Below are 13917 nucleotides of genomic sequence, written 5' to 3' on the forward strand. Positions count from 1 at the left end.
GCTGCTCTGAAAACGAAGATATAGGTTGAGACTTGTCTGATACATCTAAAATTTCTACGGAAATAAAACTTGGGTCTCGATTGCTAGAAGAAGCAATTTCAGACGTGAATATGAAACCCGATCTTCGTGATCTTGTTGGTCCCGCGACGGATTCGTGGGAATTACAGTTCAACGATTTAACATCGTTGAAATTGTTAAAATCCAAAACAGATAAACCCAAAATCTGTATCGCCACCGAAGATATCGTTGGGCCTGTGCGAAATGGCGGTATCGGAACAACCTATTCATTTCTGGCGCGCACCTTGGCCGAACAAGGATTCGATGTCACGATCTTGTTCTTGCGAGGCGTTTATTGCGAAACAGGAACGATTGATGAATGGATACAATACTATGCTGAATTTGGCGTAAAATTTGTACCGATCAAAGATTACTATACCGAAGAAAAATGCAAAGGTGCATCCGATCGCTGGACCGCACCGATGTTCAATATGTTTCGATATTTACAAGAGCATCATTTTGACATGGTGCATGTATCGGAATGGCGCGGGTCTGGTTATTTGGCCATGTTGGCGAAATCACAAGGCTTGGCATTTCAAGACACGCATTTCGCAGTAAAATGTTCATCACCATGGTTGTGGAACCGATTGTATGGTTCGCATTCATTGCGCACGTTGGATGATCTGGACAAGATTTTCATCGAACAAAAATCAGTAGAGCTTGGCGATCATATTATCGGTGGCTCTGCGCATTTGTTGCGCTGGATGGCAAGCCAAGGTTACGCATTGAAGCGCGATGCAACATTTGTGCAGCCAAACATCATTTCGATTGAGCATCTGAAAAAAATTATTGGTGATCGAAATGTTTCGCCTGGCACACGCGTGCCAGTTGATGAAATCGTTTTCTTTGGTCGCCTAGAGGCGCGCAAAGGTTTGGCCGTTTTCTGCGAAGCGATCAGCAATTTGGTGCAACAAGGTGTCAAGCTTCCGCCTAAAATTTCCTTTATGGGAAAACCGGGTGCGCGTATTCAAAGCCGCCCAGATATCGATGTATTGGATTTCATCAAAGAGGTTTCACAAGACTGGCCTTGTGAAATTGAATTGCTGACAGAATTTCAACAAGAACCCGCGCTGCGTTATCTGCTCGCAGGAAATCGGTTGGCGGTTATGCCGAGCATTATCGAAAATTCGTCCCTTGCGGTTTACGAAGCAGCCATTTGCCAAATCCCGTTTGTCGCATCAAATTCAGGCGGCAGCCCAGAATTGGTAAAAGAAGAATATCACGACGATGTTTTGTGTGATCCTCACCCCGTTCCATTGGCACGCCAAATTGCGCGCTCGCTGGAAAACGGTGGTGTCGTTGCAGAATGTTCGTTTGATAATGACAAGAATATTGAAACATGGATTCAATATCATCATTCGCTTTCAAAATTTAAAACCAAACCAGTTGCGTTAGAAAATCCAACGCCCAAGGTTTCGGTTATTGTTACGCATTGCGATGATATCGCCGGGTTAAAACACAGCCTGAAAGCGTTGGAAAAGCAAGACTACAGCAATTTTGATGTCTATTTGGTTGACGATGGAAGTATCGCCAAAAAGGCCAAAGCAGATCTTAAAAAAATCACCAGCCGTTTTGCTGCGCTGAATTGGAAATATATTGAATCACCGGGGCTGGATTATGGTGTGTGTGCGAATGATGCGATTGCACGATCAGATGCGGAATTGATCTATCTTACCCGTTCAGGAAACGTGCTGTTTGATGGCGCGTTGAGCAAATTGGTAAAGGTTGCCCAAACACGAAACCTCGGTGTTGTGACGGGTTTTTGTTATGACTTTAAGTCCAAGGTTCCAACACAGCCATCCAACGCAGAATTCATGCGTATGCCAATTTTGGGGAATCTGAACTACACATTCTTTGATGCAGATTCTGAACCATTGGATATGATGGTGCGTCGTACTGACTTTGATCGCGTTGGTGGATTCACCGGCGATTTCAGAATTTTGGGTGATGAAAAAGAACTGTATCATGCCATCGCATTGAATGGCGGTGTTTGTGAATCCATTCCACAACCGCTGTATTGGCGCCGCAAGTTGAACGATAAACTTTTGGCGTTGCGATTGTATAATCGCCAAGCCGAAAATATCCGCCAAGTGCGCCCGTTTTATCGTTATGGGCCAACAGTGTTTCGTAACCTGTTATTGTTTTCCTATGGCATGTACGAAGAACATGCGCGGTTGACGGCACAGGTGGATAAGCTTCGTAAAGATCGCGATTCACAGCGTGATATGAAATTTGCGCGCGCCCAAGAACGCGACGAATTGCGAATGCAATTTAACGCCATGAAATCACAAATGCTGGCCGCGAATAAAGGTGCAAAGATTCCAGTTGCGATCCCAAAAACGCCGCTGGATCGATACGAAGATAACCCGATCTATGCGGAGTATGACAAATCATTTGCGATAAACAAAAAGGGATTTGTGACCGGTGGAATGCCTGACACGTCCAAATACAATGATTTGCCAGAGAATGAGCTGGCTACACGGTTGGATTTAAAAACAAGAGAATTGGAAGCGCTTCGGTCACAGCTTCACCGTGTCAAAGATCGGCATGAACGGTTGCGCAATCAGGTTGAATGGGTATTGTGCGGGGGTGGATTATTGCCCAAACGCGCAGCACAAGCGTTAAGACGGTTGGCTAAAAAAATCGTCAATAATAAAGTTTAACGCAACCGCTTGTGGGTTTGGTAGGGACATTTTGAAAAAACTTATTCTTATTTTGGCGACTCAACGCTCTGGTTCGACACTCTTGTGTCGAGACATCGAAGGATTGGGTGGTGTTGGCGTTCCGCGAGAGCATCTCTTGCCGATGGTGCGTGCGGATCGCCCTGCATTCAATGCTGGGCGCAAGATGAAGGCAAATAATGAAACCGTCATGGAAAGTTTGCAGTTGGGCTTGGGAAGTGAAAACCAAACCGATGTAGGATCGGTGAAGTTAATGGTTTCCTATGCCCCGCAGGTTTATCAAAATATCAGCGGGAAATTGATCGAAGATCGCGCAGAAGCAATGCAAGAAATTATCAATTGGACGCGGAATCAATTTGAACACGTTGCATTGGTTTCCATTGTGCGTAAATCCATAATGGACCAAGCGATTTCGCGATCAATGGCGCGTGTGACAGATGTGTTTCACCATCGTTCACCCAAGGGTAAACAGGAAACGGATCCATATGCCAAAACCAAGATTGACCGCGCTTTGTTGAACCGGAACATCCTTGATAATTTGACGCTTGTGCGCGAATTACAATCCGATCTGTTATCGGTGATTAAGAACAACAAATCCGATATCTTGAATATCAATTATGATACTCTGTCTCGCAACGCAGATTACTGTCAAAAAAAGCTGTATGACCATCTGGTCAGCAATAACATCACACCCGAAAACAAACGCGCAAAACGATATTTGCGAAAACTTATCGACACCGATCGATCAGAAAAAATCAAATCGGACTTTTTCGAATATCTTTTGGGTGAAATGCTAAATAAAGAAGATTATGCCGTGTTACGCGATGTTTTGGATAATCCAAAATACGCCGATTGAAACACGTTTTTGAAAAAGGTTTCGAAATGAACAAATTAACTTTGGTTCTGGCAACACAACGTTCTGGTTCAACATTGTTGTGCAAGGATATGATTGGATTGGGTGGCTTGGGATTACCCAAAGAGCATTTTAAACGCCTGTTCGGTGAACACAAAAAAGCCGAAGCAAAGGGTAATCCGCTACCGCGAAGTGAAAAGGACATCGTTGATTTCCTGCGTGAAAATGGTTGTTCGGATGACAATCCAGATGTTGCAGGTGTGAAACTGATGGTTGGTCAATCGCCCATGTTGTGTAATTTTTTGGGACTACCGACCAGCAAAGACAAAAGCGTAACGATGCAATCCGTTATTGATTGGGCTTATGCAAATTTTGATGCGGTTAATTTGGTTGTCATCATCCGTGAATCCGTTTTGGATCAATGCATTTCACGCGCTGTGGCGCGCAGCACCTCCGTTTATCATCACCGTGACACAAAACGGATGAAAGACGTTGATCCATACGAAGGGAAAGAGCTGGACCTAGACGCGCTTAATCAAATGATCATTGATCTTATTCCGCGCGTGGCAAAGGATAATGAAGTGCTTCATCAGATTGCTAAAAACAATGCTGGGCGGGCGTTGCTTGTTGATTATGACTATCTTGCTCAACATCCCAATGAGGCACAGCAAAAACTGTTTGATCATGCGGTCGCCAACGGGTTCACACCGAAAAAAAACCAGTTCGACCGCATCTTGCGAAAACTGATTGATAAATCAAAATCGCAAGAGATTAGAGCGTCATTTGAAAAATTCGCAAGCGAAGGCAATCACAATCGCAAAGTGAAAAAGCTGCTTGAAACAATCAAATAAAAAAGGGGCCACGCGGCCCCTTTTGTTTGAACAATTGTCGATGCTTACCATTTGGGTGAGCTCAGAACATTTGCCTTATCAAAATTGTGCTTTGTTTCGTTGCCGATGAATTTCACATCTTCGATCAGATCGGTATTCAACAACACTGGTTCAAAACCAAGCGAACGTAGACCGTCGTTTGCAACTTCCAATTCATTTTCCGCCAACTCTTTGCGTGGGTTGTCAACGAATTGAACTTCTGCACCTGTTTGATCAGCCAATATTTGTGCCAAACCTTTGACGCTTTGCACTTCTGATACTTGGTTGAAAATACGAACGCGCTCACCGTCAGCAGGTGGATTTTCCACAGCCAGTTGCAAGCAACGCGCAGAATCAGAAATGTGGATAAACGCACGTTCCTGGCCGCCGATACCATATACGGTCAGTGGCACATCATTCGCTGCTTGGCTAATGAAACGGTTCAACACGGTGCCATAAACGCCATCATAATCGAAACGGTTTACCAATGCTGGGTCCAATTTGGTTTCAGCAGTTTCAACACCCCAAACGATACCTTGGTGAAGGTCGGTAACCTTTAGGCCCCAGTTTTTGTGGTAGAATTGGAAAATCAACTGATCCAAGCATTTGGTCATGTGATAAACACTACCAGGGTTTGCAGGGTACAGGATTTGTGTGTCCTGAGCAGTGGATTTAATTTCGATGTCCAAATAGCCTTCGGGGATTTTACCGAATTCTTTGGAATAACCGTAAACACCCATTGTGCCCAAGTGGATCAGGTGGATTGATGGGTCAACTTCGACGATTGCAGAACAAACGTTATGCGTGCCAACAATGTTGTTATCCACGGTGTAACGACGCTCACTATCACCGATCATTGAATATGGTGCTGCGCGTTGTTCCGCAAATTGAATGATTGAATCAGGTTTCACATCAGCGATCAAATTGCGCAAACCTGCGAAATCTTTTGCGATGTCGATGTTATGGAAATCAATCTTGCCAATCTTTTCATTCGCAACTTTGATACGATCACGGATTGATGCGATATTGGTCAAGCTGCCAGAAGACAGTTCCAGATCAATTGCGCGGCGCGACAGGTTATCAACGATTGTTACTTCATGGCCTTCTTTTGCCAATTTCAAGCTGGTTGGCCAACCGCAAAAACCATCGCCACCAAGTACTATTACCTTCATATTTGTCCCCTAGAATCCATAGGCTGTTTATGTCTGGCTACAAGTAGTCAAACCAAGTGAAATATACAAGTCTAGCGGTCATTTCTTTGGGTTTTCGTCGGTTATATGCCTAATATTGTGGGTCATACTGGATATTAGACTGCAAACAACTGTGATTGGGCATGATGGATCATGTTGCGCCGCACAAGGTTGTTAATTTTGCACAAAGGAAGTATGAATAACAAATCGGCATTAGTTTAATATTAAACTATCATTTAGATGGAAAAGCAAATGAGCGGAAAATCACGTGTAACTGACGAAGAAGCGTTGCAATATCACCTTGAACCAACACCTGGTAAAATCGAAGTAATTGCATCAACCCCAATGAGCACACAGCGCGATCTGTCGCTTGCCTATTCACCTGGTGTTGCCGTTCCCGTCGAAGCAATTGGTAAAAATCCAGAGCTTGCTTATGATTACACATCCAAGGGAAATATGGTTGCGGTCATTTCAAATGGTACCGCAATTTTGGGACTTGGAAATTTGGGTGCGCTGGCATCCAAACCCGTGATGGAAGGCAAGGCGGTTTTGTTCAAACGTTTTGCCGATGTAAATTCGATTGATATCGAATTGGACACCGAAGATGCAGATGAATTCATTAACGCGGTGAAATTGATGGGGCCAAGTTTTGGTGGCATCAATTTAGAGGACATCAAAGCGCCTGAATGTTTCATCATCGAACAACAGCTCAAAGAGCTGATGGATATTCCCGTTTTCCATGATGATCAACACGGAACAGCGGTGATTTGTGCCGCTGGTTTGTTAAACGCGTTGCACATCAGCGGTAAAAAAATCGAAGACGTGAAGGTCGTTTTGAACGGGGCTGGTGCCGCTGGAATTGCCTGTTTGGAATTGATCAAACGTATGGGTGCAAAGAATGAAAATTGCATCATTTGCGATACCAAAGGCGTCATTTACCAAGGCCGCACCGAGGGTATGAACCAATGGAAATCTGCCCATGCGATCAAAACAGAAATGCGCACATTGGAAGAGGCGATGAAAGATGCCGATGTTTTCCTTGGTGTATCTGCCAAAGGTGCGGTGACGCAGGATATGGTGAAATCTATGGCCAAGAGCCCTGTGATTTTTGCGATGGCAAACCCTGATCCAGAAATCACACCAGAGGATGCACACGCTGTGCGCCCTGATGCGATTGTGGCCACTGGGCGTTCGGATTACCCAAATCAGGTGAACAACGTTTTGTGTTTCCCATATTTGTTCCGTGGCGCGTTGGATGTGCATGCGCGTTCAATCAATGACGAAATGAAAATCGCCTGTGCACAAGCCTTGGCCGCACTTGCACGTGAAGACGTGCCAGATGAGGTCGGCCTTGCTTATGGCAAAAAACTTCAATTTGGGCCGGAATATATTATCCCAACACCATTTGATCCGCGCCTTATTCACATCATCCCACCAGCGGTTGCAAAGGCGGGAATGGACACAGGCGTGGCACGCCGTCCGATCATTGATATGGATCGATATACGCTTGATCTGAAATCACGTTTGGATCCATCTGCACAATTCTTGCAAGCGATGTTCCAACGTGCGCGTAACACGCAGGCAACAATGGTTTTTGCCGAAGGCGACGATCCACGGGTATTGCGTGCGGCGGTTGCTTATGTGCGCTCAGGGCTTGGTCGTGCGATTGTTGTTGGCCGTGATGCGGATGTGAAAGAAAAACTTGAACAAGCAGGCATGGGAGAAGCGTTTGAAGATATCGAAGTTTTAAACGCTGCTACCACCGATCACCTGCGAACATACAAAGATTTCTTGTATAATCGTTTGCAGCGCGATGGTTACGATTTATCCGATATTCACAAACTTGCATCGCGTGACCGCCATGTGTTCGCAGCACTTGTTGTGGCGCATGGTCATGCGGATGGCATGGTCACGGGTGCAACGCGCAAATCAGCGCTATGTTTGAATCAGATTAACCACGTGTTTGATGCTAAACCGGGTGATGGTGCAATCGGTGTGAATGCGATGTTGCACAAAGGGCGTATGGTTTTGATCGCTGACAGTTTGGTGCACGAATGGCCAGAGGCCGAAGATTTGGCAGATATCGCCGAACGCGCATCCGAAGTGGCACGCAAAATGGGTATGGATCCGCGCGTCGCATTTGTCAGCTTTTCCAATTTTGGTTATCCAAAATCAGAACGCGCAGAAAAAATGTCAATGGCACCTGATGTGTTGGACAAACGCGGCGTGAACTTTGAATACGAAGGCGAAATGACCGTTGATGTCGCGCTTAATGATGCATTGCGCAAAAAGTATTATCCGTTTGCACGTCTGTCGGCACCTGCAAATATTTTGGTGATGCCAGCACGCCATTCAGCATCGATTTCAACCAAATTGATGCAGGAAATGGGTGGGGCGACCATGATCGGGCCGATCCTGACGGGTATTGATAAACCTGTTCAGCTTTGCTCTGTGAATGCGACAGTGAACGACATTTTGAATATGGCCGTGATGGCCGCATGTGACGTTGGATAAAAAAGAAGGGCCCAAAAGGCCCTTCGAATTTTTTGAATTGGCGATGAAGGTTTAACCCTTCATCCCATCCCAAAATGATTTAACCTTGCCAAAGAAATTCGAACTTTCTGGATTGTTATCCACAGAGAGTTCATCGAATTCTTTCAACAGCTCTTTTTGTTTTGCGGTCAGGTTCACGGGTGTTTCAACCGCGATTTCCAGATACAAATCACCGCTGCCGTGGCCTCGCAACGCTGGCATACCTTTGCCTTTCAGGCGCATTTGTTTGCCTGATTGGGCACCTGCGGGAACCTTGACGCGTGATTTCCCACCATCAATGTTTGGCACTTCTATTTCGCCACCCAATGCGGCGGTGCGCATGCTGACCGGGACACGACAGAACAAATTTGAACCTTCGCGTTCGAACAATTCATGATCGGCCACATTGATGAAAATATACAAATCACCAGATGGCCCACCACGCGTGCCCGCCTCGCCTTCATTCGCTAGACGGATGCGCGTGCCTGTTTCTACACCGGCGGGGATATTCACGCTGAGTGAACGTTCACGCTGTGTTTGGCCTGTACCTGAACACGTTTTACATGGGTTGGTTACAATTTCGCCGCGCCCTGAACAGGTTGGACAAGTGCGTTCAACGGTAAAGAAACCTTGTTGTGCACGCACCTTACCCATGCCAGAACATGTCGGGCATCCAGATGGTTCCGAACCATTGGCGGCACCTGTTCCCGAACATGTGTCACAGGATGCGGATGCGTTTACCGAAATGGTTTGCTGTTTGCCTGTAAATGCTTCTTCTAAAGATACATTCAGGTTATATCGCAAATCGGAGCCGCGCGTTGCACGCCGCCCGCCACCGCCACGGTTTCCACCCATGAAATCGCCGAACAGATCGTCGAATACATCGGAAAAGGCCGATCCAAAATCGCCCTGCCCGCGGAAACCGCCGCCGCCGCCCATGCCACCCTCGAACGCGGCATGACCATAGTTGTCATATGCTGCTTTTTTTTCGGGGTCCTTGAGAACGTCGTAAGCCTCATTGGCTTCTTTGAATTGTGCTTCTGCTTCTGGGTTGTCTTGGTTGCGATCGGGGTGAAGTTCCATCGCTTTTTTGCGATAGGCTTTTTTCAGCTCTGATTCAGATGCGCCTTTGGCCACACCCAGAATTTCGTAATAGTCACGTTTTGACATATCGCCTCCACTATGGCGTTGGTCGGCCAAACGAATTGGCCAACCAACATGTGGTTACGTTCACTGTGATCTTAGCGGTCTTCTTTGCCAAGGTCTTCGAAGTCGGCATCAACGATATCGTCGTCAACTGGCTTTGGCTCGTCTTCGTCGCCTTCACCTGCTTGCGCGTTATAGATCGCTTCGCCCAGTTTCATTGCTGCTTCTTGCAGGTCTTGAATCTGTGCTTTGATCTTGCCAGCGTCGTCTGTTTCAAGTGCATCTTTCAGATTTGCCATGGACATTTCGATCACTTCGACAGTGCTTGGATCAACTTTGTCTGAATGCTCTTCCAAAGATTTTTCAGTGGCGTGCAACAAACCTTCGCCGCTGTTTTTGGCTTCGATCAATTCGCGCTTTTCTTTATCCGCTTCGGCATTTTCCTCGGCGTCGCGAACCATTTGTTCGATATCGTCATCAGACAGACCACCAGATGCCTGGATGGTGATTTTCTGCTCTTTGTTCGTGCCTTTATCTTTGGCTGAAACAGAAACGATACCATTGGCGTCGATGTCAAAGGTCACTTCGATCTGTGGGATACCACGTGGTGCTGGCGGAATTTGTTCCAGATTGAACTGACCCAAAATTTTGTTATCCGCAGCCATTTCGCGTTCACCTTGGAACACGCGGATGGTCACAGCATTTTGGTTGTCTTCCGCAGTAGAGAACACCTGTGATTTCTTGGTCGGGATCGTTGTGTTGCGATCTATCAGGCGTGTGAATACGCCGCCCAATGTTTCGATACCCAATGACAATGGGGTCACGTCCAACAATACAACGTCTTTCACGTCGCCTTGCAAAACACCCGCCTGAATTGCAGCACCCATGGCCACAACTTCGTCAGGGTTCACACCTTTGTTTGGTTCTTTGCCAAAGAATTTTGTTACCTCTTCGATAACCTTTGGCATACGTGTCATACCACCGACCAAAACGATTTCGTCGATTTCACCTTTGGAAACACCAGCATCTTTCAATGCGGCCTGACAAGGTTTCATCGAACGCGCGATAAGATCAGCAACAAGGCTTTCCAATTTTGCACGTGTCAATTTCAATACCAAGTGCAACGGCTGACCGCCTTTTGGATCCATTGAAATGAACGGTTGGTTGATTTCTGTTTGTTGGCTGGAAGACAGCTCGATCTTTGCTTTTTCGGCGGCTTCTTTCAAACGTTGCAACGCCATTTTGTCCTTGGACAAATCAACGCCGTTTTCTTTTTTGAATTCGTCGGCCAAATATTCAACGATACGCATGTCGAAATCTTCACCACCAAGGGCAGTGTCACCATTGGTTGATTTCACTTCGAACAAACCATCATCGATTTCCAAGATGGATACGTCGAATGTACCACCACCAAGGTCATATACCGCGATGGTTTTTCCACCTTCTTTGTCCAAACCATATGCAAGTGCCGCGGCTGTTGGCTCGTTGATGATACGCAAAACTTCCAAGCCAGCGATTTTACCAGCATCTTTGGTTGCTTGACGCTGAGCATCGTTGAAATACGCAGGAACAGTGATAACGGCTTGCGTTACTGTTTCACCAAGATAGCTTTCTGCGGTTTCTTTCATTTTACCAAGGATGAATGCGGATACTTGTGATGGTGAATATTTTTCACCTTTCACTTCAACCCATGCATCACCATTGCCGCCATCAACAACATTGTATGGCAGGTGCTTGAGGTCTTTTTTAACGGAGGGATCATTCACGGAACGGCCAATCAGGCGTTTCACTGCGAATAATGTGTTTTCTGGGTTTGTTACCGCTTGGCGTTTCGCGGCCTGTCCAACCAGACGTTCATCATCGGTAAAACCAACGATAGATGGGGTTGTGCGCGCGCCTTCGGCGTTTTCAACAACTTTTGGCTGTGATCCATCCATGATCGCAACACAGGAGTTTGTCGTTCCTAGGTCAATACCAATAACTTTAGCCATGATCGTTTCCTTCTTTTGGCGATTTGTGGACGCTGAGCCCTGTTGCGGCACCCAGCCTCTATCCCTTTTCAGCCCCTAAATGGGCAAAATGTTATATAGGCGACACAACCTATGTCTGCAAGCCGTGAAAGCCCACGTTTTTGTCAACTTGTGAATATTTTCACCTTTATTCGTCGTGCCGCGCGGAATGAAAGCTGATATTGGTTAAATTGTAATAAATTTGGGCAATATTTTACGAATTTGAGGATGCAACAATGCCATTTTTGGATCTAGCAGGATTTCAGGTTTATAAATCTTACTTGTCCAGCGCGGATCAACAACAATTGGCAACAGATTTACGCCAAGTTGTCAGCGCCGCGCCGATGTTTTCGCCCAGTGTAAAAACCGGTGCACAAATGTCTGTGCGTATGAGCGCTGCGGGAAAATATGGTTGGCATTCTGATGCAAGCGGATACCGTTACATTGACCACCATCCAAATGGAACGGCATGGCCAGACATTCCAGATAGTGTGCTTTCGATTTGGCAAAACTTGGTATCAACATCACGCGAACCAGATTGTTGTTTGATTAATTTTTACGGCGAAGGTGCAAAAATGGGATTGCACCAAGATAATGACGAAGCGGATTATTCATATCCCGTGTTATCCATTTCACTGGGCGATAGCGCGCTGTTTCGTGTTGGTGGAACGCAACGAGGCGGCAAGACGCAATCGATCTGGTTGGATTCGGGTGACGTTGTTGTCATGGGGGGTGATGCGCGTTTGGCATATCACGGGGTCGATCGGATTAAATTTGCTAGCTCGCGTTTGTTCAATGCACATGGGCGATTAAACTTGACTTTGCGTGTGGTTGATTAACGCCGTGCATTCCAGCTTTGTGATGCGTATTTTCGTGCCCAATGATCAATCATGAATCCAAGTACAAGCGCGATCAAAAGCACCACCCAAACATAGGTCAAATTGGTATTGCGCGGAACATAGTTGATAAACGCATTCCCACGCGCCTGATCAATGATGTGAAACAGGGGATTCCATGTAAACCAAGGCAGAAGTGCGGGTCTTATGCTATTTGCGAGCATCATCTTACCGCTGAAAATCATGTTCATGCGCGTATATGCTGTGGTGATAATCGTCATTGGTTTGGGAAAGAATATCCCAATAGACGAAAACAGCACCCCCATCGCGATACCAAATAACCACGCAAGGAAAAAGCAAAGCACCACACCCTTTAGACTATAGAATGTCACGGGCTCCAACCACACATGCGTGGCAAATAATAGAACTGCCATCGAAAGTATTTGGATATAAAGCGCAGAAAAAGAAGCAGAAATCACATTAAGCAACATGGTGACAGGTGCGTGTTTCAACATTGTATCGGTTGGGCTGGCCGCCGTTCGCACCGCGCCCATCACCTTTACATGGCTCAGATACAAAAACACCCCAGTCATTACATAAAGGATAAAGTTCCCGCGCACGGCAACACTTCGCATGCCAAGAATGCTAATGAACAGGGCAAAGAACACAACCAACAACAGGTTTTGCAGCACGTCCATAATCAAACCTTGAACCGCATTTGAATGGCCCTTGCGTACATTGCGGACAATCGAATGATAGCACAGTTCGAAAAACGAAATCGTTTTCGACAGTTTCGATTTTTTTTGGTTTGTTGGTAACATCATGCTCATTATCTAATGCAAGTTACTGAAATTTGCCAATGGCGACTTGCTGTTTAGGTGTCATGTGATCATATGTCATGGTAATTCAACTGCGGTTAACATTTGACGAAAGAAAGATATCTTTGATGGACATGCAACAAACCACGCAAATAATCCGTAAACTCGCGATCGAGGCTGGGGCCTTGATCATGGATGTTTACAACAGCGACGATTTTGAAGTGAAATCGAAATCAGACGAAAGCCCTGTCACAATCGCAGATGAAACAGCGGACAAACATATATTTGCAGGCCTGCGCAATGCATTCCCAGATGTCGCGATTGTAACCGAAGAGCAATCCAACACACATAACGAAACCGCAAACACTTTTTTTATTGTTGATCCACTGGATGGAACCAAGGAATTCATCCACCGTCGCGGTGATTTCACGGTGAACATTGCCTATGTTGTGGATGGTAAACCTGTGGCTGGTGTGGTTTATGCACCTGCAAAACAACGGTTGTTTTATACTGATGCAACCGGCCAATCCGTGGAAGAATTCGGCGATCACGATGCCAACAAAATCGGTGAAACGAAACCCATTTCTGTATCCACACCCGACAATGGAAATTTGATCATTGTTGCCTCTAAATCGCACCGCGATCAAGCAACCGAGGATTACATCAATAAATATTCTGTTAAAGATAGTGCCGCTGCGGGCTCGTCTTTGAAATTCTGTTTGGTCGCAACTGGCGAGGCGGATTTGTACCCTCGAGTTGGGCGCACAATGGAATGGGATACGGCGGCGGGTCACGCGGTTTTGTTGGGCGCAGGTGGCGATGTTGTGCGATTTGATAATCACGAACCACTAACCTACGGCAAACCCATTTTTGAAAATCCGTTCTTCATTGCCTATGCGCCAGGTGTGGCGTTGCAAACGGCGTAA

Annotated in this window: 10 protein-coding genes; 6 read left to right on the forward strand and 4 right to left on the reverse strand. The window is 46.1% G+C overall.

Features of this window, described 5'->3' with window-relative positions:
* Positions 1 to 32: 32 nt before the first annotated feature.
* Genes BFP76_RS01625 through BFP76_RS01635 form a run of 3 tightly spaced genes read left to right on the forward strand, consistent with a single transcriptional unit; the run spans position 33 to position 4442 of the window.
* Entirely contained in the window at positions 33 to 2720 is a 2688-nt protein-coding gene (locus BFP76_RS01625; RefSeq protein WP_133117366.1) for a glycosyltransferase, read from the forward strand.
* A gap of 31 nt (positions 2721 to 2751) precedes the next feature.
* Entirely contained in the window at positions 2752 to 3594 is an 843-nt protein-coding gene (locus BFP76_RS01630) for a Stf0 family sulfotransferase (RefSeq protein ID WP_165775627.1), read from the forward strand.
* 26 nt (positions 3595 to 3620) lie between these two features.
* Positions 3621 to 4442 carry a Stf0 family sulfotransferase gene (locus BFP76_RS01635; RefSeq protein ID WP_133117367.1) on the forward strand — a complete coding sequence of 274 codons (822 nt, stop codon included), beginning with the start codon at positions 3621 to 3623 and terminating at the stop codon, positions 4440 to 4442.
* Positions 4443 to 4486: 44 nt separating this feature from the next.
* On the opposite strand, the gene BFP76_RS01640 is transcribed toward BFP76_RS01635, so the two are convergent.
* Positions 4487 to 5632 carry an NAD-dependent epimerase/dehydratase family protein gene (locus BFP76_RS01640; protein ID WP_099591424.1) on the reverse strand — a complete coding sequence of 382 codons (1146 nt, stop codon included), beginning with the start codon at positions 5630 to 5632 and terminating at the stop codon, positions 4487 to 4489.
* Between the two features lie 270 nt (positions 5633 to 5902).
* On the opposite strand from BFP76_RS01640, the gene BFP76_RS01645 reads away from it, so the two are divergent.
* On the forward strand, positions 5903 to 8164 hold the full coding sequence (locus BFP76_RS01645) for an NADP-dependent malic enzyme (protein WP_099591425.1): 2262 nt from the start codon (positions 5903 to 5905) through the stop codon (positions 8162 to 8164).
* Positions 8165 to 8215: 51 nt separating this feature from the next.
* On the opposite strand, the gene dnaJ is transcribed toward BFP76_RS01645, so the two are convergent.
* Together dnaJ and dnaK are read right to left on the reverse strand one after the other, a co-directional pair.
* Positions 8216 to 9352: a molecular chaperone DnaJ gene (gene dnaJ, locus BFP76_RS01650; protein WP_099591426.1), complete on the reverse strand. Its 1137-nt coding sequence runs from the start codon at positions 9350 to 9352 to the stop codon at positions 8216 to 8218.
* A gap of 71 nt (positions 9353 to 9423) precedes the next feature.
* Positions 9424 to 11319 carry a molecular chaperone DnaK gene (gene dnaK / locus BFP76_RS01655; protein ID WP_099591427.1) on the reverse strand — a complete coding sequence of 632 codons (1896 nt, stop codon included), beginning with the start codon at positions 11317 to 11319 and terminating at the stop codon, positions 9424 to 9426.
* Positions 11320 to 11573: 254 nt separating this feature from the next.
* On the opposite strand from dnaK, the gene BFP76_RS01660 reads away from it, so the two are divergent.
* Entirely contained in the window at positions 11574 to 12176 is a 603-nt protein-coding gene (locus BFP76_RS01660; RefSeq protein WP_099591428.1) for an alpha-ketoglutarate-dependent dioxygenase AlkB family protein, read from the forward strand.
* Here BFP76_RS01660 and BFP76_RS01665 read toward each other — a convergent pair.
* Complete coding sequence (locus BFP76_RS01665; protein ID WP_099591429.1) at positions 12173 to 13003, reverse strand: ABC transporter permease; 831 nt, start codon at positions 13001 to 13003, stop codon at positions 12173 to 12175. The genes BFP76_RS01660 and BFP76_RS01665 overlap by 4 nt on opposite strands.
* Before the next feature lie 116 nt (positions 13004 to 13119).
* On the opposite strand from BFP76_RS01665, the gene cysQ reads away from it, so the two are divergent.
* Positions 13120 to 13917 (forward strand): 3'(2'),5'-bisphosphate nucleotidase CysQ, encoded by a 798-nt coding sequence (gene cysQ, locus BFP76_RS01670; RefSeq protein ID WP_099591528.1) that lies wholly within the window; start codon positions 13120 to 13122, stop codon positions 13915 to 13917.

Origin of the sequence: Paramylibacter kogurei (assembly GCF_002742285.1) — a bacterium.
GTDB classification, from domain to species: Bacteria; Pseudomonadota; Alphaproteobacteria; order Rhodobacterales; family Rhodobacteraceae; genus Amylibacter; species Amylibacter kogurei.

Coding starts and splice junctions, on each gene's coding strand:
- BFP76_RS01635 (WP_133117367.1), top strand. CDS start 3,621: ATGAACAAATTAACTTTGGTTCTGGCAACACAACGTTCTGGTTCAACA.
- BFP76_RS01640 (WP_099591424.1), bottom strand. CDS start 5,632: ATGAAGGTAATAGTACTTGGTGGCGATGGTTTTTGCGGTTGGCCAACC.
- BFP76_RS01645 (WP_099591425.1), top strand. CDS start 5,903: ATGAGCGGAAAATCACGTGTAACTGACGAAGAAGCGTTGCAATATCAC.
- dnaJ (WP_099591426.1), bottom strand. CDS start 9,352: ATGTCAAAACGTGACTATTACGAAATTCTGGGTGTGGCCAAAGGCGCA.
- dnaK (WP_099591427.1), bottom strand. CDS start 11,319: ATGGCTAAAGTTATTGGTATTGACCTAGGAACGACAAACTCCTGTGTT.
- BFP76_RS01660 (WP_099591428.1), top strand. CDS start 11,574: ATGCCATTTTTGGATCTAGCAGGATTTCAGGTTTATAAATCTTACTTG.
- BFP76_RS01665 (WP_099591429.1), bottom strand. CDS start 13,003: ATGAGCATGATGTTACCAACAAACCAAAAAAAATCGAAACTGTCGAAA.
- cysQ (WP_099591528.1), top strand. CDS start 13,120: ATGGACATGCAACAAACCACGCAAATAATCCGTAAACTCGCGATCGAG.